Annotated in this window: 17 protein-coding genes, 1 pseudogene and 1 riboswitch; of the genes and pseudogenes, 10 read left to right on the top strand and 8 right to left on the bottom strand. The window is 42.4% G+C overall.

Annotated elements, in window-relative coordinates; all coding sequences use genetic code 11:
* The first annotated feature begins 148 nt into the window (after positions 1–148).
* The 3 genes from thrA (at position 149) to thrC (ending at position 5,323) form a co-directional block, all read left to right on the top strand.
* A complete protein-coding gene (thrA, locus tag HMPREF9009_RS23580; protein ID WP_049703553.1) occupies positions 149–2,584 on the top strand; it encodes a bifunctional aspartate kinase/homoserine dehydrogenase I in 2,436 nt (811 codons plus the stop codon).
* A 101-nt stretch (positions 2,585–2,685) separates the two neighbouring features.
* A complete protein-coding gene (locus tag HMPREF9009_RS23585) occupies positions 2,686–3,894 on the top strand; it encodes a cofactor-independent phosphoglycerate mutase (RefSeq protein ID WP_049703554.1) in 1,209 nt (402 codons plus the stop codon).
* Positions 3,895–4,021: 127 nt separating this feature from the next.
* The gene (gene thrC / locus HMPREF9009_RS23590; RefSeq protein ID WP_049703555.1) at positions 4,022–5,323 is read left to right on the top strand and encodes a threonine synthase; all 1,302 of its coding nucleotides are present in this window, start codon (positions 4,022–4,024) and stop codon (positions 5,321–5,323) included.
* 172 nt (positions 5,324–5,495) lie between these two features.
* On the opposite strand, the gene HMPREF9009_RS23595 is transcribed toward thrC, so the two are convergent.
* Genes HMPREF9009_RS23595 through HMPREF9009_RS23605 form a run of 3 tightly spaced genes read right to left on the bottom strand, consistent with a single transcriptional unit; the run spans position 5,496 to position 8,989 of the window.
* A complete protein-coding gene (locus HMPREF9009_RS23595; RefSeq protein WP_049703556.1) occupies positions 5,496–6,122 on the bottom strand; it encodes a thiamine diphosphokinase in 627 nt (208 codons plus the stop codon).
* Positions 6,119–6,727 carry a nicotinamide riboside transporter PnuC gene (pnuC, locus tag HMPREF9009_RS23600; RefSeq protein WP_008640736.1) on the bottom strand — a complete coding sequence of 203 codons (609 nt, stop codon included), beginning with the start codon at positions 6,725–6,727 and terminating at the stop codon, positions 6,119–6,121. Before pnuC ends, HMPREF9009_RS23595 begins: the two co-directional genes overlap by 4 nt.
* A gap of 12 nt (positions 6,728–6,739) precedes the next feature.
* Complete coding sequence (locus tag HMPREF9009_RS23605; protein ID WP_049703557.1) at positions 6,740–8,989, bottom strand: TonB-dependent receptor; 2,250 nt, start codon at positions 8,987–8,989, stop codon at positions 6,740–6,742.
* Positions 8,990–9,086: riboswitch (TPP riboswitch) on the bottom strand.
* A gap of 129 nt (positions 9,087–9,215) precedes the next feature.
* On the opposite strand from HMPREF9009_RS23605, the gene HMPREF9009_RS23610 reads away from it, so the two are divergent.
* Positions 9,216–10,124 (top strand): mechanosensitive ion channel family protein, encoded by a 909-nt coding sequence (locus HMPREF9009_RS23610; RefSeq protein ID WP_049703558.1) that lies wholly within the window; start codon positions 9,216–9,218, stop codon positions 10,122–10,124.
* A 107-nt stretch (positions 10,125–10,231) separates the two neighbouring features.
* Here HMPREF9009_RS23610 and HMPREF9009_RS23615 read toward each other — a convergent pair whose 3' ends face one another.
* Both HMPREF9009_RS23615 and HMPREF9009_RS23620 read right to left on the bottom strand, forming a co-directional pair.
* Positions 10,232–10,471, bottom strand: a complete 240-nt coding sequence (locus HMPREF9009_RS23615) for a hypothetical protein (protein WP_004306417.1) — start codon at positions 10,469–10,471, stop codon at positions 10,232–10,234.
* A 68-nt stretch (positions 10,472–10,539) separates the two neighbouring features.
* Positions 10,540–11,826, bottom strand: a complete 1,287-nt coding sequence (locus HMPREF9009_RS23620) for an O-acetylhomoserine aminocarboxypropyltransferase/cysteine synthase family protein (protein WP_049703559.1) — start codon at positions 11,824–11,826, stop codon at positions 10,540–10,542.
* A gap of 177 nt (positions 11,827–12,003) precedes the next feature.
* On the opposite strand from HMPREF9009_RS23620, the gene HMPREF9009_RS23625 reads away from it, so the two are divergent.
* From HMPREF9009_RS23625 to HMPREF9009_RS23650, 6 genes and pseudogenes are all read left to right on the top strand, one after another.
* Entirely contained in the window at positions 12,004–12,474 is a 471-nt protein-coding gene (locus HMPREF9009_RS23625; RefSeq protein WP_004315247.1) for an Lrp/AsnC family transcriptional regulator, read from the top strand.
* A 101-nt stretch (positions 12,475–12,575) separates the two neighbouring features.
* Positions 12,576–13,199, top strand: coding sequence for a CatB-related O-acetyltransferase (locus HMPREF9009_RS23630; RefSeq protein ID WP_049703611.1), 624 nt, complete (start codon positions 12,576–12,578; stop codon positions 13,197–13,199).
* A 67-nt stretch (positions 13,200–13,266) separates the two neighbouring features.
* Positions 13,267–15,540 (top strand): C10 family peptidase, encoded by a 2,274-nt coding sequence (locus HMPREF9009_RS23635; RefSeq protein WP_143241901.1) that lies wholly within the window; start codon positions 13,267–13,269, stop codon positions 15,538–15,540.
* A gap of 15 nt (positions 15,541–15,555) precedes the next feature.
* Positions 15,556–16,929 (top strand): MATE family efflux transporter, encoded by a 1,374-nt coding sequence (locus tag HMPREF9009_RS23640; protein WP_049703561.1) that lies wholly within the window; start codon positions 15,556–15,558, stop codon positions 16,927–16,929.
* A gap of 433 nt (positions 16,930–17,362) precedes the next feature.
* Positions 17,363–17,830, top strand: coding sequence for a DUF3795 domain-containing protein (locus HMPREF9009_RS23645; protein WP_225450615.1), 468 nt, complete (start codon positions 17,363–17,365; stop codon positions 17,828–17,830).
* A gap of 352 nt (positions 17,831–18,182) precedes the next feature.
* Positions 18,183–18,563 (top strand): annotated as a pseudogene (locus HMPREF9009_RS23650) (aminotransferase class I/II-fold pyridoxal phosphate-dependent enzyme); the annotation flags it as partial.
* A 296-nt stretch (positions 18,564–18,859) separates the two neighbouring features.
* Here the strand turns inward: HMPREF9009_RS23650 and HMPREF9009_RS23655 are convergent.
* Genes HMPREF9009_RS23655 through HMPREF9009_RS23665 form a run of 3 tightly spaced genes read right to left on the bottom strand, consistent with a single transcriptional unit; the run spans position 18,860 to position 20,905 of the window.
* Positions 18,860–19,330, bottom strand: coding sequence for a GyrI-like domain-containing protein (locus HMPREF9009_RS23655; RefSeq protein WP_004323548.1), 471 nt, complete (start codon positions 19,328–19,330; stop codon positions 18,860–18,862).
* A gap of 31 nt (positions 19,331–19,361) precedes the next feature.
* Positions 19,362–20,492: a GyrI-like domain-containing protein gene (locus HMPREF9009_RS23660; protein WP_004306425.1), complete on the bottom strand. Its 1,131-nt coding sequence runs from the start codon at positions 20,490–20,492 to the stop codon at positions 19,362–19,364.
* Positions 20,489–20,905: a DUF3788 domain-containing protein gene (locus HMPREF9009_RS23665; protein WP_004299149.1), complete on the bottom strand. Its 417-nt coding sequence runs from the start codon at positions 20,903–20,905 to the stop codon at positions 20,489–20,491. Before HMPREF9009_RS23665 ends, HMPREF9009_RS23660 begins: the two co-directional genes overlap by 4 nt.
* Positions 20,906–20,910: the final 5 nt, after the last annotated feature.

A 20,910-nucleotide genomic window follows, 5' to 3' on the forward strand; every position in this document is an offset into this window, starting at 1 on the left:
ACCCTTAGGGGTTAATGGATAGTTTTTGTGTATCTACGTGATTCACGCTTGTATAAGCAGGCAAAATTCAATTTCAATTTTATTCGTAAACAACCAATCGTTCTGTAAAAAGTAAACTGCAGGACATTGCATTTAAATAAGTATCTTCATGAAAGTAATGAAATTCGGCGGGACGTCCGTAGGTTCCGTGAACAGCATTTTAAGCGTAAAGAGAATTGTAGAGTCGGCAAGTGAGCCGGTAATTGTAGTTGTTTCCGCATTGGGAGGCATCACTGACAAATTGATAAATACATCAAAGATGGCGGCAGTAGGAGATTCAGCATACGAGGGCGAGTTCCGCGAAATCGTTTACCGTCATGTGGAGATGATTAAGGAGGTGATTCCTGCCGGAGAAAAGCAAGTGTCGTTGCAACGTCAGATTGGCGAACTGCTGAACGAGTTGAAGGACATCTTCCAGGGAATTTATCTGATTAGAGACCTTTCCGCGAAGACTTCGGATACAATCGTCAGCTATGGTGAACGCCTTTCATCCATCATCGTTACCGAACTGATTGACGGAGCAAAATGGTTCGATTCGCGCACTTTTATCAAGACTGAAAGAAAACATAGTAAACACACGTTGGATACTGACCTGACTAATAAGTTGGTGAAAGAGGCTTTCCAGTCTATCCCTAAAGTGTCACTGGTGCCGGGATTCATCTCTTCGGATAAAATGACAGGAGATGTGACGAACCTCGGACGTGGTGGATCGGACTATACGGCTGCCATTATTGCTGCGGCTCTGGATGCGGCAAGTCTGGAAATCTGGACGGATGTAGACGGGTTTATGACGGCTGACCCGCGTGTCATTTCAACTGCTTATACCATTACGGAATTGAGTTATGTAGAAGCGACCGAACTTTGTAACTTCGGTGCAAAGGTGGTTTATCCGCCGACTATCTATCCTGTATGTCACAAGAATATTCCTATTATAATAAAGAATACCTTCAATCCGGACGGAGTGGGAACGGTTATTAAACAAGAAGTTTCCAACCCGCAGAGCAAGGCTATCAAAGGTATTTCCTCCATCAACGACACCAGCCTGATTACTGTTCAGGGACTCGGTATGGTAGGTGTGATCGGTGTAAACTACCGCATCTTTAAAGCATTGGCTAAGAACGGAATCAGCGTATTCCTCGTGTCGCAGGCTTCATCGGAAAACAGTACTTCTATCGGTGTGCGTAATGCCGATGCCGACCTGGCTTGTGAAGTGCTGAACGAGGAATTTGCGAAAGAAATAGAGATGGGCGAGATTTCTCCGATTCTTGCGGAAAGAGATTTAGCTACTGTTGCTATCGTAGGCGAGAATATGAAACATACCCCGGGTATCGCCGGTAAACTTTTCGGTACGCTGGGACGCAACGGTATCAACGTAATTGCCTGTGCACAGGGAGCTTCGGAAACAAACATCTCTTTTGTGGTCGATTCCAAATCTCTGCGTAAATCCCTGAACGTTATTCACGACTCTTTCTTCCTCTCCGAATATCAGGTACTGAACCTCTTTATCTGCGGTGTCGGTACGGTAGGCGGCAGCCTCGTAGAACAGATTCGTTGCCAACAGCAGAAACTCATGATGGAAAACGGATTGAAACTCCATGTGGTAGGTATCATTGATGCTGCCAAAGCAATGTTCAGCCGTGAAGGTTTCGACCTTTCTAATTTCCGTCAGGAACTGTTGGAAAAGGGTAAAGACAGTAGTCTGCAAACCATCCGCGACGAGATTATCGGAATGAACATCTTTAATTCCGTCTTTGTAGACTGTACGGCCAGTGCCGATATCGCATCGCTTTACAAAGATTTCCTGCAACACAATATCTCTGTGGTAGCAGCCAACAAGATTGCCGCTTCTTCCGCTTACGAAAACTATCGCGAACTGAAAACGATTGCCCGCCAACGTGGTGTGAAATATCTGTTCGAAACAAACGTAGGTGCAGGTCTTCCGATTATTAACACGATCAACGACCTGATTCATAGCGGCGACAAGATTCTGAAGATTGAAGCAGTGCTTTCAGGCACACTGAACTACATTTTTAATAAGATCAGTGCCGATATTCCTTTCAGCCGTACCATCAAAATGGCACAGGAAGAACGCTACTCCGAACCGGACCCGCGTATCGATTTGAGTGGAAAAGACGTCATCCGTAAACTGGTGATTCTGGCACGTGAAGCCGGATACCGTCTGGAACAGGAAGATGTTGAAAAGAACCTCTTTGTCCCCAATGACTTCTTTGAAGGTTCTCTGGAAGATTTCTGGAAACGTGTTCCAAGTCTCGACGCAGACTTTGAAGCCCGTCGCCAAGTATTGGAGAAAGAAAATAAACACTGGCGTTTCGTTGCCAAACTGGAGAACGGAAAAGCCTCTGTCGGCTTACAGGAAGTAGGCGCCAACCACCCGTTCTACGGCTTGGAAGGCAGCAACAACATTATCCTGCTTACTACAGAACGCTATAAAGAATATCCGATGATGATTCAGGGATACGGTGCCGGCGCCGGAGTTACCGCTGCCGGAGTATTTGCCGACATCATGAGCATCGCAAACGTTTAATTAAATGAAGAACTAAAAATGAAGAATGAAGAATTACTATGCAGCGTAATGGTGCAGCCAATTCTTCATTCATCATTCTTCATTCTTAATTTTCAAAAGAAATGAAGCATATCATTATATTGGGAGACGGAATGGCCGACTGGCCAGTGAAGTCATTAGGGGACAAGACGCTCCTGCAATATGCGAAGACGCCATATATGGATCAGTTAGCCCGAATGGGGCGTAACGGCCGCCTGATTACCGTGGCGGAAGGTTTCCATCCGGGTAGTGAAGTAGCCAACATGTCAGTGTTGGGATATAATCTTCCGAAAGTGTACGAAGGTCGTGGACCGCTGGAAGCTGCCAGTATCGGCGTGGATTTGAAGCCGGGCGAGATGGCAATGCGTTGTAATCTGATTTGTGTGGAAGGAGAAATTCTGAAGAATCACTCCTCCGGACACATATCTACAGAAGAAGCGGACGTATTGATTCAATACCTGCAAGAGAAACTGGGCAATGACCGCGTACGGTTCCACACAGGAGTCCAGTACCGTCATCTGTTGGTTATCAAGGGAGGAAATAAAGAACTGGACTGTACTCCTCCGCACGATGTTCCTTTGAAACCTTTCCGCTCATTGATGGTGAAACCATTGGCCCCGGAAGCACAAGAAACGGCAGACCTGATTAACGACCTGATTCTAAAATCACAGGAACTGTTGAAGAATCATCCGTTGAACCTGAAACGCATAGCTGAAGGCAAAGACCCCGCCAATAGTATTTGGCCTTGGAGCCCCGGTTATCGTCCGCAGATGACTACTTTCTCCCAAACTTTCCCGCAAGTGAAAAAAGGTGCGGTGATTTCGGCAGTCGATCTGATAAACGGAATCGGTTATTATGCCGGATTGCGTCGTATTGCGGTAGAAGGAGCAACTGGTCTGTATAATACGAATTATGAAAATAAAGTGGCTGCTGCATTGGAAGCCTTGAAAACCGATGACTTTGTCTATCTTCATATCGAAGCCAGTGATGAGGCCGGACACGAAGGAGACATCGACTTGAAACTTCTCACTATCGAGAATCTGGATAAACGTGCCGTAGGACCTATCTACGAAGCAGTGAAAGATTGGGATGAACCGGTAGCAATAGCCGTATTGCCTGACCATCCTACTCCCTGCGAACTTCGTACGCACACTTCCGATCCTATCCCGTTCCTTATCTGGTATCCGGGAATTGAGCCGGACGAGGTGCAAACTTACGACGAAGTATCTGCCTGCAACGGTAGTTACGGTGTGTTGAAAGAAGACGAGTTTATTAAAGAATTTATGAAATAATGTTCACCACAGATTACACAGATTCGCACAGATTTAAAGTGAAAAGAGACTTTTGTATTATGTAATAATAGAGAAAATATCTGTGTAAATCTGTGTAATCTGTGGTGAGCACTAAAAATATCATCCCATGAAATATTATAGTACGAATAAACAAGCGCCGATGGCTTCTCTACAGGAAGCAGTTGTAAAAGGTCTTGCAGCCGATAAAGGGTTGTTTATGCCTATGTCTATCAAGCCTCTTCCACAAGAGTTTTACGATACGATTGATACGTTGTCTTTTCAGGAAATAGCTTATCGTGTAGCCGATGCTTTTTTCGGTGAGGATATTCCTGCCGACACCCTGAAACAGATTGTATATGATACCTTAAGTTTTGATGTACCTTTGGTGAAAGTAGCGGATAACATCTACTCGCTCGAACTTTTCCACGGACCGACACTGGCCTTCAAAGATGTAGGCGGTCGTTTCATGGCGCGTCTGCTGGGATACTTCATTAAGAAGGAAGGACAAAAGAATGTAAATGTACTGGTAGCCACTTCCGGTGATACGGGAAGTGCTGTGGCTAACGGTTTTCTGGGTGTGGACGGTATTCATGTATATGTGCTCTATCCGAAAGGAAAAGTCAGCGAAATACAGGAAAAACAATTCACTACACTGGGACAGAACATCACTGCGCTCGAAGTGGACGGAACGTTTGATGACTGCCAGGCATTGGTAAAAGCTGCTTTCATGGATAAGGAACTGAATGAACATCTATCATTGACTTCTGCCAATTCCATCAATGTAGCCCGTTTCCTGCCGCAAGCATTTTATTATTTCTATGCATACGCTCAACTGAAGCGTGCCGGAAAAGCAGATAACGCCGTCATCTGCGTACCTAGCGGAAACTTCGGAAATATCACCGCAGGATTATTCGGAAAGAAAATGGGATTGCCTGTGAAGCGTTTCATTGCTGCCAACAACCGCAACGATATTTTCTATCAATATCTGCAAACAGGTAAATACAATCCCCGTCCGTCTATTGCAACAATTGCTAACGCCATGGACGTGGGAGATCCTAGCAACTTTGCCCGTGTACTTGATTTGTATAATGGTTCGCACGCTGCTATCTCTGCCGAAATTTCAGGAACAACTTATACCGACGAACAGATCCGTGAAACGGTGAAAGAAACTTGGAAAGAACATCACTACCTGCTCGATCCTCATGGAGCTTGCGGATACCGTGCGTTGGTAGAAGGCTTGAAGGAAGGCGAAACGGGTGTATTCCTTGAAACGGCTCATCCGGCCAAGTTCCTTGAAACAGTAGAAAGCATTATCGGTGAATCAGTAGAGATACCTGCCAAGTTGCAGGAATTTATGAAAGGCGAGAAGAAGAGTTTGCAAATGACGAAAGAGTTTGCAGATTTCAAGAGCTATTTACTTTCATTGTAGTCAGTCATAATAGACTGTAAAACAGTGGCCTATGAAGCGTTGTCAGTCTGTTGAAATGAAAGAAAGATTCTCACCGCAATGAGAAAAAGTTCTCATTACTATGAGTATTTTTTCTCATCGCAGTGAGAATTTTTTCTCATAGTGATGAGAATGTTTGAGAATTAATATCGGTTTACATAGAAGCTAGAAACACTAAATACTCTCCTGTGCATTGAATGGTAAAACGATTGCTTGTAGCTTCATTAAGAGTTCCTTGCCACCAATTCGTAAAGTCGCTAAGCGGATAAACCAATCCTTCCCCTTTCAATCCTTTCGCTCCGAAATTGATAATGGATACTTGCTGCCCGGTGTGGGAAACGAAAGTCTGCGTGCCATTTGCGGGAATAAATACCCCGTAATCCGTAACAGTTCGTACTTCCATACCGCTTTTCATATAGTCCAGCAATAAACTGATATTTCCTAATGTGTGGTCTTCCCGTTTTCCGGTAGCACCGACGATGGCTATTCTCCGGTAGCCTTTTTCTTGCAGGAAGTGGACAGCCTTGGTTTGGTCGTTTGTTTCCTGATCGGCTATATGGTGAATAATGTCCGAAAAGCGTGTTTTGTTTTCCGGCGAAAGAGAGTCTCCGTCGCCAATAATAATATCGGGAGTATGTCCACGTAAGATATATTCGTTGGCTGCTCCATCGCAACAAATCACGAATTGAGCCTCTTCCAGTATTTTCAGGGGAAGTGTATGCGTAGGATATTCGCCGTTGGCAAGTATGACGGCTTCGGGAGTATAGTGTTCACTTATCATTGTACGCTCATTAATTTTTTCCATTTAAAGTAGCCAAAGATAGCTATAATGGAGTAAAGTCCGTATAAAGCAGAAGTAAAATAAAGGTCTTTGTAGATATAAAGTCCGCAGCAGACAATATCCACAAGAATCCAGGCAAACCATTGCTCGACGTATTTACGTGCCAGCATCCACATGCCGACAATGCTCAATGCCGTGGTAAAACTATCCAGCCAGGGCACGTTACTGTCCGTATATTCGATCAGTATCCATGCAATGCCGATAAATGCAACAATAAATACCAGAAAAAGAGGTAAGTAACATTTCCATGGAGTATGCACGATAGGAAGGTCTTTGGGTTTGTCACCGGTTGAAGCATCTGCCGACTGTTGACCTTTCTTCTTTCTGTGTCCCCACATCCAGAAGAACCAACCGTAGATGGCAGCTATCAGATAGTAGATATTGATACCGAAATCGGCATACAGTCCTGCTTTGTAATATACGAAGATATAGATGGCAGGCATCACAATACCTGCTATCCAAAGGTAGATACTTGCCCGGTACTCCAACCAAAGGTAGACTAGCCCGACAATCGTACCGAATATTTCCAGAAAATTCAATTCCATAGCCCTGTGGTATTAAAAGCGGAAAGAAACATGTCCCATAACGTTTGTTCCTGCCTGCGCTGCATATCCGGCATAGTTTCCCCGATTCTCCACCGTATCGGTGTAGTCGCTCGAGGCCCAACCGTTGTTTTCATATTTTTCATTAAACAGATTGTACACAGTGAACCCTACCGTGACTTCTTTCAACACCTTCTTGGGACGGAAGGAGTACGCCAGATTGAGGTTACTGACAAAATATTTATCAAGAGTCAATGCTTCTACTTCCGCATTTGTCATATACTGCTTGCTTACGAACTGCGATTGCAGAGCCGCTTCGAATCCCTTATAATTGAATGAGAAACGGTTATTAAATAGAAAGTCAGGTGAGAAAGCGATGTGAGTGTCTTTATGCTTGATCTGAACAGTCGGGAGGGAAGTAGAACTGCCGTTTTCATTATAATGGTAGCCCGGCAGGCTTTCTACAAAATCCTGGATGCGGTTTTTGCTCCATGTAGCGTTTATATCCCATTGAAACCATTTACACGGTTTGATTCCCAGCATTAGCTCGACTCCCATACGATAACTGTCCGGCACGTTTTCGGTCAGTGCTTCACCGATGTCATTTAAAGCTCCGGTCAGAACCAGTTGGTCGGTATAATCCATGTAGTAGAAGTTTGCACCTGCTGTCAGCCATTGGTTGGCGAAAGTATATCCCGCTTCATAGTCGAGTAATTTTTCTGCTTTGGGATACGAATCCGGATCGCCATCCGTATAATTGTTTCTGGTCGGTTCCTTTTGAGCAACCGAGAAAGAGGCATAAACGCGATGGTTGGACGTGATGTTCCAGTTTAATCCTACTTTCGGGTTAAAGAAATCGAACTTCTTGTCTACTGCCAGTGGACGCAGGGCATTTTTGCTCCAGTCATATTTATCATTGTTGCCGTCGATGGTATAGTCGATGTGTCGATACTGAAGATCGGCATACGCGCTTAACCCGCTGGTGAGATCGTAGTTTGCTTTCAGATAAATATTACCATCGGTCTTTTGGGATTTATTGCGGTAATATTCATGGTCGGGAGATAGAGTGCCCACATAATTCTTCACCCAGGGAACTCTTCCGAAGTTATTGCCCCGGTATTGATTCAAACCACCTCCTAGAGACGCATTCAGCCTGTTGACTGTATAATTGAGAGAAAAAACGCCGCCACCGAATTTGTTGTCCATCTTCTTCTGACGGACTAAATCACTTTTGGTTATTTCGGTTCCATCAATTGTGAATGGTTTCAGGCCATATTCTATAAGGGATCTGCCGTCTTTGTACTCTTCGTAATAGCCGTCGCCTTTGGTATAATGCAAGGCAACATTCAGATTCCAGGCTGTTGAGAAAGTATGATTGAAGAGAAGTTGATAATTCTTTTGCAGATAATTATCAGTTTGGTCGTCATAAAAATGCTTGTTGCCGTTGGCGTCGGTGTACATCTCGCCACAGGGGTTGTAGCGTCTGCCGAAGTCCTCCATTTCCTTTTTGGTTGCGTATCCCCAGGCGTGATATGTCTTTTCTTTCCCGGCAAATGCAATCAGCTTCACGGATGTGTTTTCTGCAAAATAACCTCCTTGCAGATAGTAAGAATTTAGGTCTACCGAAGCGCGGTCTATGTATCCGTCCGTACCGATGTTGGAAAGACGAGCGTCAAACGTCCAATGATTATTGAGCAAACCGGTTCCCACTTTCACCGTTTCTTTGTGCGTGTTGAATGAACCGTATGAACCGTTGAATTCGGCATACGGCTTCATGGATGCACCTTCAGTCTGCATATTAACGCTGGCTCCGAAGGCACCTGCCCCGTTGGTAGACGTACCTGCGCCTCGTTGCACTTGCATATCTTTTACGGAGGAAGAAAAGTCGGGCATATTTACCCAGAACAGATTATGGCTTTCAGCATCGTTCATCGGTATGCCGTTTACCGTGATGTTGATGCGTGTGCCGTCGGTTCCGCGCACGCGAAGGGTCGTGTAGCCGATACCTGCTCCTGCATCCGATGTAGTCAGCGTAGAAGGAGTCATGCTTAACAGATAAGGGATGTCCTGTCCGAAGTTAACCTTCTTCAATTCCGCTTTGCCTATATTGGTGAATGCTACGGGAGTTTTGGCGGTGGCACGCGTGGATACTACCTGCACTTCTTGCAGGTTTACTACTCTCATACTATCCTTTACACTCGTCTGTGCATGAACAGTGATGCCTACGCCCGATAAGGCGATGGCCATCCATACAATTTTTTTCATCTTGCTTACTAATTAGTTCTCTACGCCGGCATTACCCGGATCAGATTCTATGGGTATGTTCTCAGCCCGTCATGTTAAGGCACCCCTACCAGTGAATCGGTTACAAAAATACTGCTTTTGCAGGAGGAAAGCAAAAAAAACTTTTAGATTCACTAAAAACAATATAACTTTGTAAATTGTTGAAATAACAAAACTGTATTTATTCACTTAATATATATATTTAATTATGCTACTATTATTGCAAGCAACACAAGCTGCGGATTCCGTGCAAGTGGCCGCAGATGAATTAATGAAAGAAGCGATTGCCAATGCCGACGGATTGGACAAACTCTCGCTGATTACTCAACAACTGATAGACTTCGGTATCCGTGCCGGCGAACGTATATTGATTGCGGTCCTTGTCTTTGTCGTCGGACGTTTCCTTATTTCGCTGCTCAACAAGTTTATCAGACGTCTGATGGATAAACGAAAAGTGGATGTAAGTATCAAAACTTTCGTTAAAAGTCTGGTCAATATTCTGTTGACAATCCTGTTAATCATTTCTGTCGTTGGCGCTCTGGGAGTTGAAACCACTTCGTTCGCAGCTTTATTGGCTTCTGCCGGTGTGGCTGTCGGTATGGCTTTATCCGGCAATCTGCAGAACTTTGCTGGGGGACTGGTTATTCTTTTGTTCAAACCTTATAAGGTCGGTGACTGGATAGAAACACAGCAAGGTTCAGCCGGTACAGTAAAAGAAATTCAGATATTCCATACCATCCTTACTACTGCGGATAATAAACTGATTTATATACCCAATGGTTCATTGAGCAGTGGGGTAGTTACCAACTACAGTCATCAGGAAACCCGCCGTGTAGAATGGATTATTGGTATAGATTATGGAGAAGATTATGAGAAAGTACAGAAAATCGTTTATGAAATTCTTGCTGCTGATAAACGCATCCTGAAAGAACCGGCTCCCTTTGTAGCTCTTCATGCGCTGGACGCCAGCAGTGTGAATGTAGTGGCACGTGTATGGGTAAATAGCGGAGATTACTGGGGTGTTTATTTCGATATAAATAAAGCGATTTACGAAACCTTCAATGAAAAAGGTATCAACTTCCCTTTCCCACAACTTACAGTACATCAGGGAAATTAATTATTATACGCTGATTATTCCAAAAAAAACGAGGGAGTTTCACATTGAGTGGAGCTCTCTCGTTTTTTGGAAAACTTGTCTGGTGTGATTGAATAAATTTCTTTCTTTTATTTAATGCCGAAATCTTCGGCTAGTTCATATCTATCTTCTTTGATTCCCAGTACATGATTGATCTTTCTTCTTTTCTCAAGATCTTTAAAGTAGTTTTCCACAACCTGATAGAGATCGAAATTAGTGGTTGAGCCTGCGGCTAAATCGAGTGATTCCACCATCTTTTCTACGGCTTGATGGATTTTCTCTGCGTCTATCAGATGCAGTTCGTTGCTGTGTATTAAATATTTTTCCATGACTGCAATGTTTTTAATGTTATATAGGTATAACATCTCGTAGTCATGGAAAGTTCAATGATTGAATGTTAGATTTTGGCAAGTGCCTGATCCAAATCAGCAATCAGGTCATCAATATGTTCTGTTCCAATGGATAGGCGTACGGTGCCCGGATAAATTTCCTGTTCGGCTAGCTCCTGTGCATTGAGTTGCGAATGGGTAGTGCTCGCCGGGTGGATCACCAATGATTTCACGTCGGCCACATTGGCCAGCAGGGAGAAAATCTCCAGACTGTCGATGAACCGGTGTGCCTCTTCTTGTCCGCCTTTTACCTCGAAAGTAAAGATAGAACCGGCACCGTTCGGGAAATAACGTTGATACAGTGCATGGTCGGGATGGTTGGATAATGACGGGTGATTCACTTTCTTCACTTTTGGATGATTGTTTAAGAAATTCACTACCTTCAATGCATTTTCTACATGACGCTCTACACGTAAGGAAAGAGTTTCTAGGCCTTGCAGCAGGATAAAAGCGTTGAATGGGCTGATGGTAGCTCCTGTGTCGCGCAGCAAAATGGCCCGGATGCGGATTGCATAGGCAGCCGGACCGGCTGCATCGACGAAGCGTACGCCATGATAGCATGGATCGGGTTCGGTCAGTTGTGGGAATTTGCCGGAAGCTACCCAGTCGAATTTACCTGAATCTACAATAACTCCTCCCAATGAAGAACCGTGTCCGCCAATGAACTTTGTTGCGGAATGTACTACGATATCTGCTCCGTGTTCGATGGGGCGGATTAAATACGGAGTTCCGAATGTGTTATCAATAATCAAAGGTATTTTGTGGCGGTGGGCAATTTCTGCCACTGCTTCTATATCAATGATATTTGAATTTGGATTTCCCAAAGTTTCGATAAATATGGCTTTTGTATTTTCCTGAATAGCTTTTTCGAAGTTCGACAAATCGCTTGGATCAACGAATGTTGTTGTGATACCATAGCTGGGCAAGGTATGAGCCAGTAGGTTATAACTTCCTCCGTAAATGGTTTTGGCTGCTACAATATGATCGCCTGCACGAGTGATATTCTCGAAAGCATAAGTAATGGCAGCGGCACCCGAAGCGACTGCCAGTCCTGCTACCCCTCCTTCAAGGGCGGCTACGCGTTGTTCAAAGACTCCTTGAGTGGAGTTGGTCAGACGGCCGTAGATGTTTCCCGGGTCCTGCAGGCCGAAGCGTGCGGCTGCATGGGCGGAGTTGTGAAATACATAAGAGGTGGTCTGGTAAATAGGTACTGCGCGGGCATCTGTTGCCGGGTCTGCTTGTTCTTGTCCTACATGAACCTGTAAAGTCTCGAAGTGTAATTTCTTTGTTGCCATAATCGTATGTTTTTTAAGTTTATATTCTTCCTTTATTTTCTTGCAAAGTTATGAGATGTAGATATATCGAACAAGATATAGGTGAAATATAGAAAATAATGCTATTTTTGTGTCGTTATATGGAATAATGTAACTGCGTTATTCCTGAAAATCACCTTTTAGAAGAATATTTTTCTTATGGATACTTTTGATAAGCTGGATAAAGTAGATTTGCAAATACTCCGTACTTTGCAAGAGAATGCCCGATTGACAACGAAAGAGTTGGCTGCGCGGGTGAGTCTTTCTTCAACTCCTGTTTTTGAACGCCTGAAACGGTTGGAGAATGGAGGTTATATAAAGAAGTATATTGCCGTATTGGATGCGGAGAAACTGAATCAGGGATTTGTCGTGTTCTGCAGTGTGAAGCTTAGACGTCTGAACAGGGATATAGCGGCAGAGTTTACACGGATCATACAGGATATTCCTGAAGTAACCGAATGTTATAACATATCGGGAAGTTATGATTATCTGTTGAAGATTCACGCTCCCAATATGAAATATTATCAGGAGTTTATTCTGAATGTGTTGGGGACGATTGATAGTTTGGGATCACTGGAAAGTACATTTGTGATGGCAGAAGTGAAGCATCAATATGGAATACATATTTAGTGGGAACATTTTAGCGTTAATTCCCATCTTTCATACAGGGATATGAAAATAATCTTGTACATTTGTCAGATAATGTTCAACCTAATGAAGAAGTAATGATCCTGAATACGAAGATATATCCGCGCAGTAATGACTATCAGACTGTTTACCTGAACGCTGTTGTCAGGAATCCTGCCATTGTTGTAGGCGACTATACGATATACAATGATTTTGTTAATGATCCGACTCAATTTGAGAAGAATAACGTTTTGTATCATTATCCTGTTAATGGAGACCGGTTAGTGATAGGAAAATTCTGTTCCATTGCTTGTGGGGCTAAGTTTCTTTTCAACAGTGCGAACCACACCTTGAATTCTTTATCAAATTATCCATTTCCCATCTTCTTTGAAGAATGGCAGCTGGACAAGAAAGACGTCGCTTCGGCTTGGGATAATAAAGGAGATATAGTGATTGGAAGCGATGTATGGATTGGTTATGAAGCTGTTATCATGGCAGGTGTACATGTTGGGGACGGAGCAATCATTGCGTCACGGGCGGTTGTTACAAAAGATGTTCCTCCTTATACGATAGTGGGAGGAATGCCCGCAAAGGAAATCCGGATGCGTTTTGATAAAGACACGGTTGATAGATTGCAGGAGTTGCAATGGTGGAACTGGAATATTGAGAAGATTACCCGATATTTGCCTCATATAATGAGTGGCAAAATCGACGAACTGATGAAATAAATCTAATTATAGGTGTTTGATCGAAATCAGACAAGTGGAGACTTCGGTTAATCTATTGAAATATTATATGAAGAAAGTTCATTTTATTTTATGGTTCATTCAGGCTGTCTTGTTTTCAACAGTGGTAGAAGCAGCTCCGATTGACCATAAGGAAGCTATTCGGATTGCTGACAAATTCATGTTCTCTAACCGGGAAAATATTCTTGATAAATGCGAACGTGCAATTTCGGAACTGAATCAATTATGTGTGGTCAATTACGTTTTTCAAAACCGGGCGGTAGGCTTTGTGATAGTAGGTTTGGATGATAGCTTGCCTTCTCCTATATTGGCGTTTTCTCCGTTCGGGAGAGTCAATTTGCAGAATGGTACTATGAAGAAACTGTTGGACAGTTACAGTCATGAGATTATAGAATGGCAGGAAGACAGAACGCGGTTTGCTGCGGGAGATACTATTATTTATTATCAGCGAAAGAACTCTGTTTGCCAGCCTTTGCTGCAAGGTATTTCGTGGGGGCAGGGGAGTCCCTATAATGACAGAATGCCGTTGGATGGCAATGGGAAGAAATATTTGGCAGGGTGTACCGCTGTCTCCGTAGGGCAAATTATGAAATACTATGAATACCCTTTGCGTGGAACGGGTAAAAGCTCTTATATCCAAACCGATGAAAGAGGGAAGAGTTATTCTCTCACTGCTGATTACGATTCATTACATATTGATTGGAATTCTATAAAGAATAAATACGATTTGCAAGAATCTACCGATGCTTCAGAGAGTGTCAGCCGGTTATTGTATTATTGTGCAGTTGCGGCAGCAGCCAAATTCTCGCCGGAGACAACCACCGGTTATGTGAAACCGATCACTATGGCACTTCATAAGAATTTTGGTTATCATCCTTCCATCCGGTATATACGAAAGAATGAATTGTCGGGAGTGGAACTACAACAACTCTTTTACCGGGAACTGGAGGCCAAACGTCCGGTGTTATGTTGCGGGTTGTCGCATTTTTTTGTTTGTGATGGGTTTGCCGACGATTATTTTCATATCAATTGGGGATGGAGAGGCGCTATGGATGGTTATTTCAAATTGTCTGTTTTCGGAGCTAAAGCAGATAAACTTCAAATATTCGATGATGTGATTGTAAACATACGTCCTTGCGGACTTCTGCAGGAGAAACATAAAACGGTCAATCTACAGCAACCGGGTGATTTGTGCCAATATATATCCGATGAAGAAGCCCGGACGCTGACCTCACTGACTGTTACCGGAAAATTGAATGGGAAAGACTTTTACCTGCTTCGGAAGATGGCAGGAGCTATTCGTTCTGTTTGGGAAGATGGTGGGGAACTCTGTAAACTGGATTTGTCGAAAACAGAAATTGTGGCAGATTCTGTGAATCCTTATTATAAGGAAAATCTCACTAAAATGAAGTTTGTAAAGAAGGTCAGCCGGCGAAATCCTTCCGGTATGCAGTCATGGACTTTTAAGTTCGAAACAATGGATGATAAAGAATGGGAATTGTTATGCCAGCTTAAAGGAGACAGGGATTATCGGAATCATTCATGGAAGTTTGTAAAGGATGGAAACGATTATTATATTCAATATTATCTTTCCGCTCATACCATAAGCACCCATCTTTTCAGGAATTGCATCCATCTGAAAGAATTAATTCTTCCCGATCAAACATTGGAGATTCAACCAGCAGCTTTTGCTGACTGTAAATCTCTGCGGCAGATGTCAATTCCTTCACAGACGAAAGTGCTTTACCCGAACGCATGGCAAGGATGTCTCTCTATTCAATCCGTATCAGTATCTCCTTCAAACTCCGAGTTTATGGCGAAAGAGGGGGTACTCTATTCTAAAGATTCGACTATGTTGGTTTATTATCCGGCTAATAAATCAGATTCCCTTTATATCATGCCCGGTAGTGTCAGTTATTTGCGGTCTTATGCTTTTAATGAAGCTCTCTTCTTGCGTGATGTCCGGTTGTCCGGTCAGCTAAAGAAAATTCCCCGATATGCTTTTTCCCAGTGTCCGTTGCTTCGATCGGTCAAGCTTCCTGAAAGTATTGTGGAAATAATCTCCAGGACTTTTGCAGGCTGCAATAGACTATCGACTGTTTTTCTTCCATCTAAATTACAAAAAGTAGAAGATGACGCATTTTTCCGGTGTGATAGCCTGACTGCTATTTATAGTTTGAATGTGACGCCTCCTCAAATAACTAGCCGGACATTCGGCCAATTGATAGAAAAAGGTAGTATTACGCTTTGGATACCAAAAGGATCTGTGCAATCTTATAAGCAGACACCTTGGGCTGTTTTTAAGAATGTGGCTGAATTTTAGAAAAAGAAGTTTAGAATGGCAAATAAATACGAAGAACGGCTGGGAACAGAACGCATGTTGCCACTAATCTTTAAAATGGCACTTCCGGCAGTGGCAGCGCAATTCGTTAATTTGCTTTATAGCATGGTCGACCGTATTTATATTGGTCATATCCCTGGGATTGGTACGGATGCATTGGCGGGGGTAGGAGTAACGACTTCTCTTGTTATACTGATTTCTTCTTTTTCAGCGATAGTGGGAGGTGGCGGTGCACCCTTAGCGGCTATCGCACTCGGACAGGGTGAGCGTTCACGTGCCGGAAAAATTCTGGGTAATGGTTTTATCTTGCTGATCCTATTCACCTTGTTTACTTCTCTCATCGCATATACCTTTATGGAGCCGATTCTACTCTTTACAGGAGCTTCGGAAAATACATTAGAGTATGCAGTCGATTATCTCTCTATCTATTTATTGGGAACTATCTTCGTAGAAATATCCACAGGGCTGAATTCTTTTATCAATGCACAGGGACGGCCTGCTATCGCCATGTATTCGGTATTAATAGGAGCACTGTTGAATATCGTCCTCGATCCGATTTTCATCTTTTGGCTTGATATGGGAGTAAAAGGCGCAGCCCTGGCTACAGTACTTTCACAGGCGTGTAGTGCCGTGTGGGTTTTAACTTTCCTTTTCTCCCGACACGCCTCTCTCCCTTTGGAAAAACGTTACATGACGTTGAACCGGAAAATCATACTTTCTATATTTGCTTTGGGTGTATCACCGTTTATTATGGCAAGCACCGAAAGCCTTGTTGGCTTTGTTCTGAACAGCAGTCTGAAAGATTTTGGAGATATTTATGTCAGTGCATTGACCATCCTGCAAAGTGCGATGCAATTTGCGAGTGTCCCATTAACCGGATTTGCGCAAGGTTTTGTTCCTATTGTGAGTTATAATTATGGGCATGGCGATAAACAACGTGTCAGAGACTGTTTCCGTGTCGCATTGATAACCATGTTCTCATTTAACTTACTGTTGATGCTGTTTATGATTCTATTCCCCTCAACAGTAGCTTCCGCCTTTACAAGTGATGAAAGACTGATAGAAACAGTCCGCTGGACAATGCCTGTTTTCTTGGGCGGTATGACTATCTTCGGATTACAGCGAGCCTGCCAAAATATGTTTGTAGCTTTGGGACAAGCAAAAATATCTATTTTCATTGCCTTGCTGCGCAAAGTGATTCTACTGATTCCATTGGCTTTGATATTGCCGCACTATATGGGAGTAACCGGTGTATATGCGGCTGAAGCAATATCTGATGCGACGGCGGCAATTTGTTGTACTTTGTTATTCTTCTGGCAGTTTCCCAAGATATTGGGAAAAATACAGGGGAATATTTTGCATACAGATTAGAACAGCCAATGTACAAAGCATTGGCTATTTCACAGATATGCCTAACATTACAGCTATATCCTGACTGTCCTTCTATACAGAATGAGGAATTTCCTCTTTTACCAGTAAAGCCTCGTTTTGCATGGATAATCTTTTTTCATTGCTAAGTAGAACTTTGGTTTGCTCACTGATTACTATTTAAAGTCAATGATTTGATTGATAATTAGTATAAAATGCGGAGAATAATCGATATATTTACCGCAAAATATACGGAGAATATGAAATCAATCTATATCTGCGTATAATAATTAAATTTTTTGCAATAGGTGATGACATCGGATAGATATTTAGTGTATATAAAAGAGGAAAAAAGGATGTTGCTGGAGACTGGATAGAAAAATGTTTGTTCATATTATGAGAGGGGAGATATACAAATGGAATTAATCATTGAGGAATGACAATGGAAAAGATGGATAGTGAATTTATTAAGGGGCGCATTGCCCCTTGTGGACTGCATTGCGGAAAGTGCTTTGCTTTTGCCGATGGAGATATTTCTTACCACAGTAATGAACTCAAGAAGTCGTTAGGCAATTTTGAGGTGTATGCGCAACGTTTCGTAGAGATGCTTAATGAGCCTGTTTTTGCAAAGTATGCGGATTTTAAAGAGTTTTTGGATCATTTATCCGTGGCAACTTGTCAAGGGTGCAGGAAAGAAAAATGCAAGTTGTTTAAAACCTGTAATGTTCGTGCATGCAGCGAGGAGAAGCAAGTGGATTATTGCTTCCAGTGTAGCTGCTTTCCTTGTGAGAATACAGGCTTTGATGAGCATTTATACAAGAGATTTGTAGCCATCAACAAACGGATGCAAGAGGTTGGAGTGGAAAAATATTATGAGGAAGTAAAAGACCTGCCTCGTTATTAGCTCATTACTAGCTTTCTCTCTGTTTCATTCCAGCTCCTGTGCATAAATGTTGATGGCACGTAATGCCTTTGAGATTTCAGTCGGGGTGATGCCCTGACATTCTATTCTTAATACTTTTTCCCAGTCCTCCATATCTACATTTCATTTAACAAGGTTCCGTATAGGATTATTCGACGAATACCCTGATTACTCATGACGAAATAAGCAATCGGGGAGATTAACTTCATATACTTATCCTTTGAAAAGTCAGTCATCTGTACCTGTCAATATATAAAAAAGTGTATCTGTTCTCGTCTTTCTTTTTTGATTTACTTTGCAGTGTTGTTTTAATCTCCTAATATACTTAAAGGTTATGAAGTTGAATTTTGCTAAAAGAATGTCTTATATAAAGGCTTCGGAAATAAGAGAAATATTAAAAGTTACCGAACAGGAAGATGTGATTTCGTTTGCAGGTGGTCTGCCTGCTCCGGAACTTTTTCCGATAGATGAAATCAATGAGATCAATCAGATCGTATTGAAAGAGGCAGGTACGAAAGCGCTCCAATATACTACAACAGAAGGTTATGCCCCTTTGCGCGAATGGATTGCCAACCGGATGAACGAACGTTTGGGCACGGCTTTCGATAAAGATAATATTCTGATTACCCATGGCTCACAACAGGGATTGGACTTATCCGGAAAAGTTTTCCTGGACGAGGGAGATATCGTACTTTGCGAAAGCCCGACATATCTTTTTTCATGTTTATTCTGTATCCGGCAAAGATACAAAAATGATGTCTGTATCTGTTGTGTTTAATCTGTTTTGTGGGGTACTTCAGCGCATAAGAAGTAATTTGCCGCTATGCTGTTTTTAGTTGTTTTCCTTGAATGGAATATCTTTTTCGTTACCTAATGAGTTTTCGTTTGACTTAAGTCAAGCGAAAGAATAACTTAAGTCAAGCGTTAGTTTGACTTAAGTTAAACGAAAACTGGAATGTATCTTCGATAGTTATTGATAGGAAGAAAGAAATAACTAGATGAAGAAAACATTCATAATAGTGGCATTTCTATTCTCGTCACTTGTTCTTCTTCGGGTACGTTAGGATTGCTGTAATAATATTCGATGGATGTTCCCGAAGGTTTGTAACCGTTGTTTTTTATCCATTCCATCATCTCGTTGTACAGGGCAGCCAGTTCCTTGTAAGTTCCTCTATGTAGGCAGGAAACTATTTTTTTTTCTGGTATCGTTATAGACCGTATATCCCCTTCACCTTGTAACTCTCTGGTTGACTTTAGACCAATAATCATTCTGATATTTTGTTCCGTCAGACTTTCAAAGTTGGGATATTCAACGTAGGGGATGTCGGTAGTGACTTCACCCTGTTCCTTAAATAAAGAGTCTATTTTTACAAAATTCTTCCCGATAGCTTCCGACATTCCGTTCATATCTGTTTGTACTTCAACAGCCAAAGCGGATTGTTCCGGTTGCTTCAATAGCATGATTTCTGAAATTTTTCCCATAATACATTGTTTTTAGAGGGTTGATAATTAATTATTTCTTGATGACCGGAATATAGATGTCGGTAATTAGTTCTGTTCTAAGGGTGGAGGCAGGGCGGTTCATATACATTTCAAAGCTAAAGGTGCTTTGAGGACGATATTTACTTTCCGGGAACCACTCTTCATAAATAGTCCGGTAGAATTTATGCAATAAAGAGTAGTCACCGATATGCCTGAATATAGCATAACGACCACCGGGAACTTCTATCACTCCCGGCTGGAAATCATTTTCTTTGTTATCGATTATGACCCCGAGATAGAAGCGACATTTATCTATTGGGGTGATGGCCGGGTCGTCCATACTAAGGCTGACAAACTTATCATTCGACTTTTCTTCATTGCGCTGTCTAGCATAGTTGGTGAGCCTGTCCCATATTAATTTGTATCGGAGTTCATCCTTATACTTTTCACCCACCTCGATACAAAATACTTTCATCGGCAGAATCGACCGGATTTCAGGAGTGATAACCGCATGCTGTTCGTCATACATCGGCTTATACTTCTCCCTATATTGAGAGGTTGACACTCCAAAATGTTTTTTGAAGGCTTTTGCCAGACTGAATTTAGTCTGATAGTTTGTTTGCTCCGAAATCTGATTTAATGTAAAGTCGGTGGATACTAACAGATGTGCTATATGTTCGAGGCGCAAACGTTGTATGTAGCTTCCAATATTTTCTCCGGCAACGGTTTGAAACACTCTTCTGAAGTGATATTTGGAAAGTCCGCTTATCGTACTAAGTATATCTGCATCTAAACTATCGAATAAATGATTGTTGATGTAAACGACTATATCCTGAATCTTTTGGTGATGGATATTACTGGTTTCCAACTTCTGTTTCCATCGGTTCAGTTTGGGGAGCCGTTCGTTGAGTATTCGTCTAAGTTCCTTCGGCGAATAAGCGGTATCTGCATATTCATTGTACTTATCGGTGTATTTTATCCAGATATTAATCATTTCCGACATCGGAATGTCGACGATATATTTTCCGTCTTTCAGGCAGTAGTAGCAATATTCATCACTTCGGGAACCGTCGGAGTTAGTACCCAGATATTTCTCTATATCAAAGCGGAGAGGCATCCCGCAACTTTGACAATACCTTTTATTTATATCTGATTCAATCATCGGTTGGGTTTTCGTTTGATGGATAGCAGTCGCTCCATATCATTAAATAAGCAAGTGTCTTTCAATTCGAACATAAGCCACTTCCCATCGTGGAAAGTAGTCGTCTCATCGTATATCTTTTGAGTCTCATTGGAGAATACTTCTCGCAGAGATTCAAATTTGGCACGCTCATCTTTACCTAAAATGACCAAGAAGCCAATCGTTTGTTCTTTGGCGTATAGGGCACACAGCGTTTTTCCGCCTTTGCGATATTTATATTCGTATATCCATTTTTTTCCTCCATGGTTCCATAGTTGTTCCATATTGTACTTTTGCTCGATAAGCTGGCAAAGTGAAGTCCATATATCATAAAGTTCCTTACCTATCAAGGCTTCCAGTGTTTCGGGAGTGGGAATCTGCAAAGTTTCTTTCATGGTAT

This window comes from Bacteroides sp. 3_1_13 (assembly GCF_001185845.1).
Taxonomy (GTDB): Bacteria; Bacteroidota; Bacteroidia; order Bacteroidales; family Bacteroidaceae; genus Bacteroides; species Bacteroides xylanisolvens.

Coding starts and splice junctions, on each gene's coding strand:
- thrA (WP_049703553.1), top strand. CDS start 149: ATGAAAGTAATGAAATTCGGCGGGACGTCCGTAGGTTCCGTGAACAGC.
- HMPREF9009_RS23585 (WP_049703554.1), top strand. CDS start 2,686: ATGAAGCATATCATTATATTGGGAGACGGAATGGCCGACTGGCCAGTG.
- thrC (WP_049703555.1), top strand. CDS start 4,022: ATGAAATATTATAGTACGAATAAACAAGCGCCGATGGCTTCTCTACAG.
- HMPREF9009_RS23595 (WP_049703556.1), bottom strand. CDS start 6,122: ATGATAAGTGAACACTATACTCCCGAAGCCGTCATACTTGCCAACGGC.
- pnuC (WP_008640736.1), bottom strand. CDS start 6,727: ATGGAATTGAATTTTCTGGAAATATTCGGTACGATTGTCGGGCTAGTC.
- HMPREF9009_RS23605 (WP_049703557.1), bottom strand. CDS start 8,989: ATGAAAAAAATTGTATGGATGGCCATCGCCTTATCGGGCGTAGGCATC.
- HMPREF9009_RS23610 (WP_049703558.1), top strand. CDS start 9,216: ATGCTACTATTATTGCAAGCAACACAAGCTGCGGATTCCGTGCAAGTG.
- HMPREF9009_RS23615 (WP_004306417.1), bottom strand. CDS start 10,471: ATGGAAAAATATTTAATACACAGCAACGAACTGCATCTGATAGACGCA.
- HMPREF9009_RS23620 (WP_049703559.1), bottom strand. CDS start 11,826: ATGGCAACAAAGAAATTACACTTCGAGACTTTACAGGTTCATGTAGGA.
- HMPREF9009_RS23625 (WP_004315247.1), top strand. CDS start 12,004: ATGGATACTTTTGATAAGCTGGATAAAGTAGATTTGCAAATACTCCGT.
- HMPREF9009_RS23635 (WP_143241901.1), top strand. CDS start 13,267: ATGAAGAAAGTTCATTTTATTTTATGGTTCATTCAGGCTGTCTTGTTT.
- HMPREF9009_RS23640 (WP_049703561.1), top strand. CDS start 15,556: ATGGCAAATAAATACGAAGAACGGCTGGGAACAGAACGCATGTTGCCA.
- HMPREF9009_RS23645 (WP_225450615.1), top strand. CDS start 17,363: ATGACAATGGAAAAGATGGATAGTGAATTTATTAAGGGGCGCATTGCC.
- HMPREF9009_RS23655 (WP_004323548.1), bottom strand. CDS start 19,330: ATGGGAAAAATTTCAGAAATCATGCTATTGAAGCAACCGGAACAATCC.
- HMPREF9009_RS23660 (WP_004306425.1), bottom strand. CDS start 20,492: ATGATTGAATCAGATATAAATAAAAGGTATTGTCAAAGTTGCGGGATG.
- HMPREF9009_RS23665 (WP_004299149.1), bottom strand. CDS start 20,905: ATGAAAGAAACTTTGCAGATTCCCACTCCCGAAACACTGGAAGCCTTG.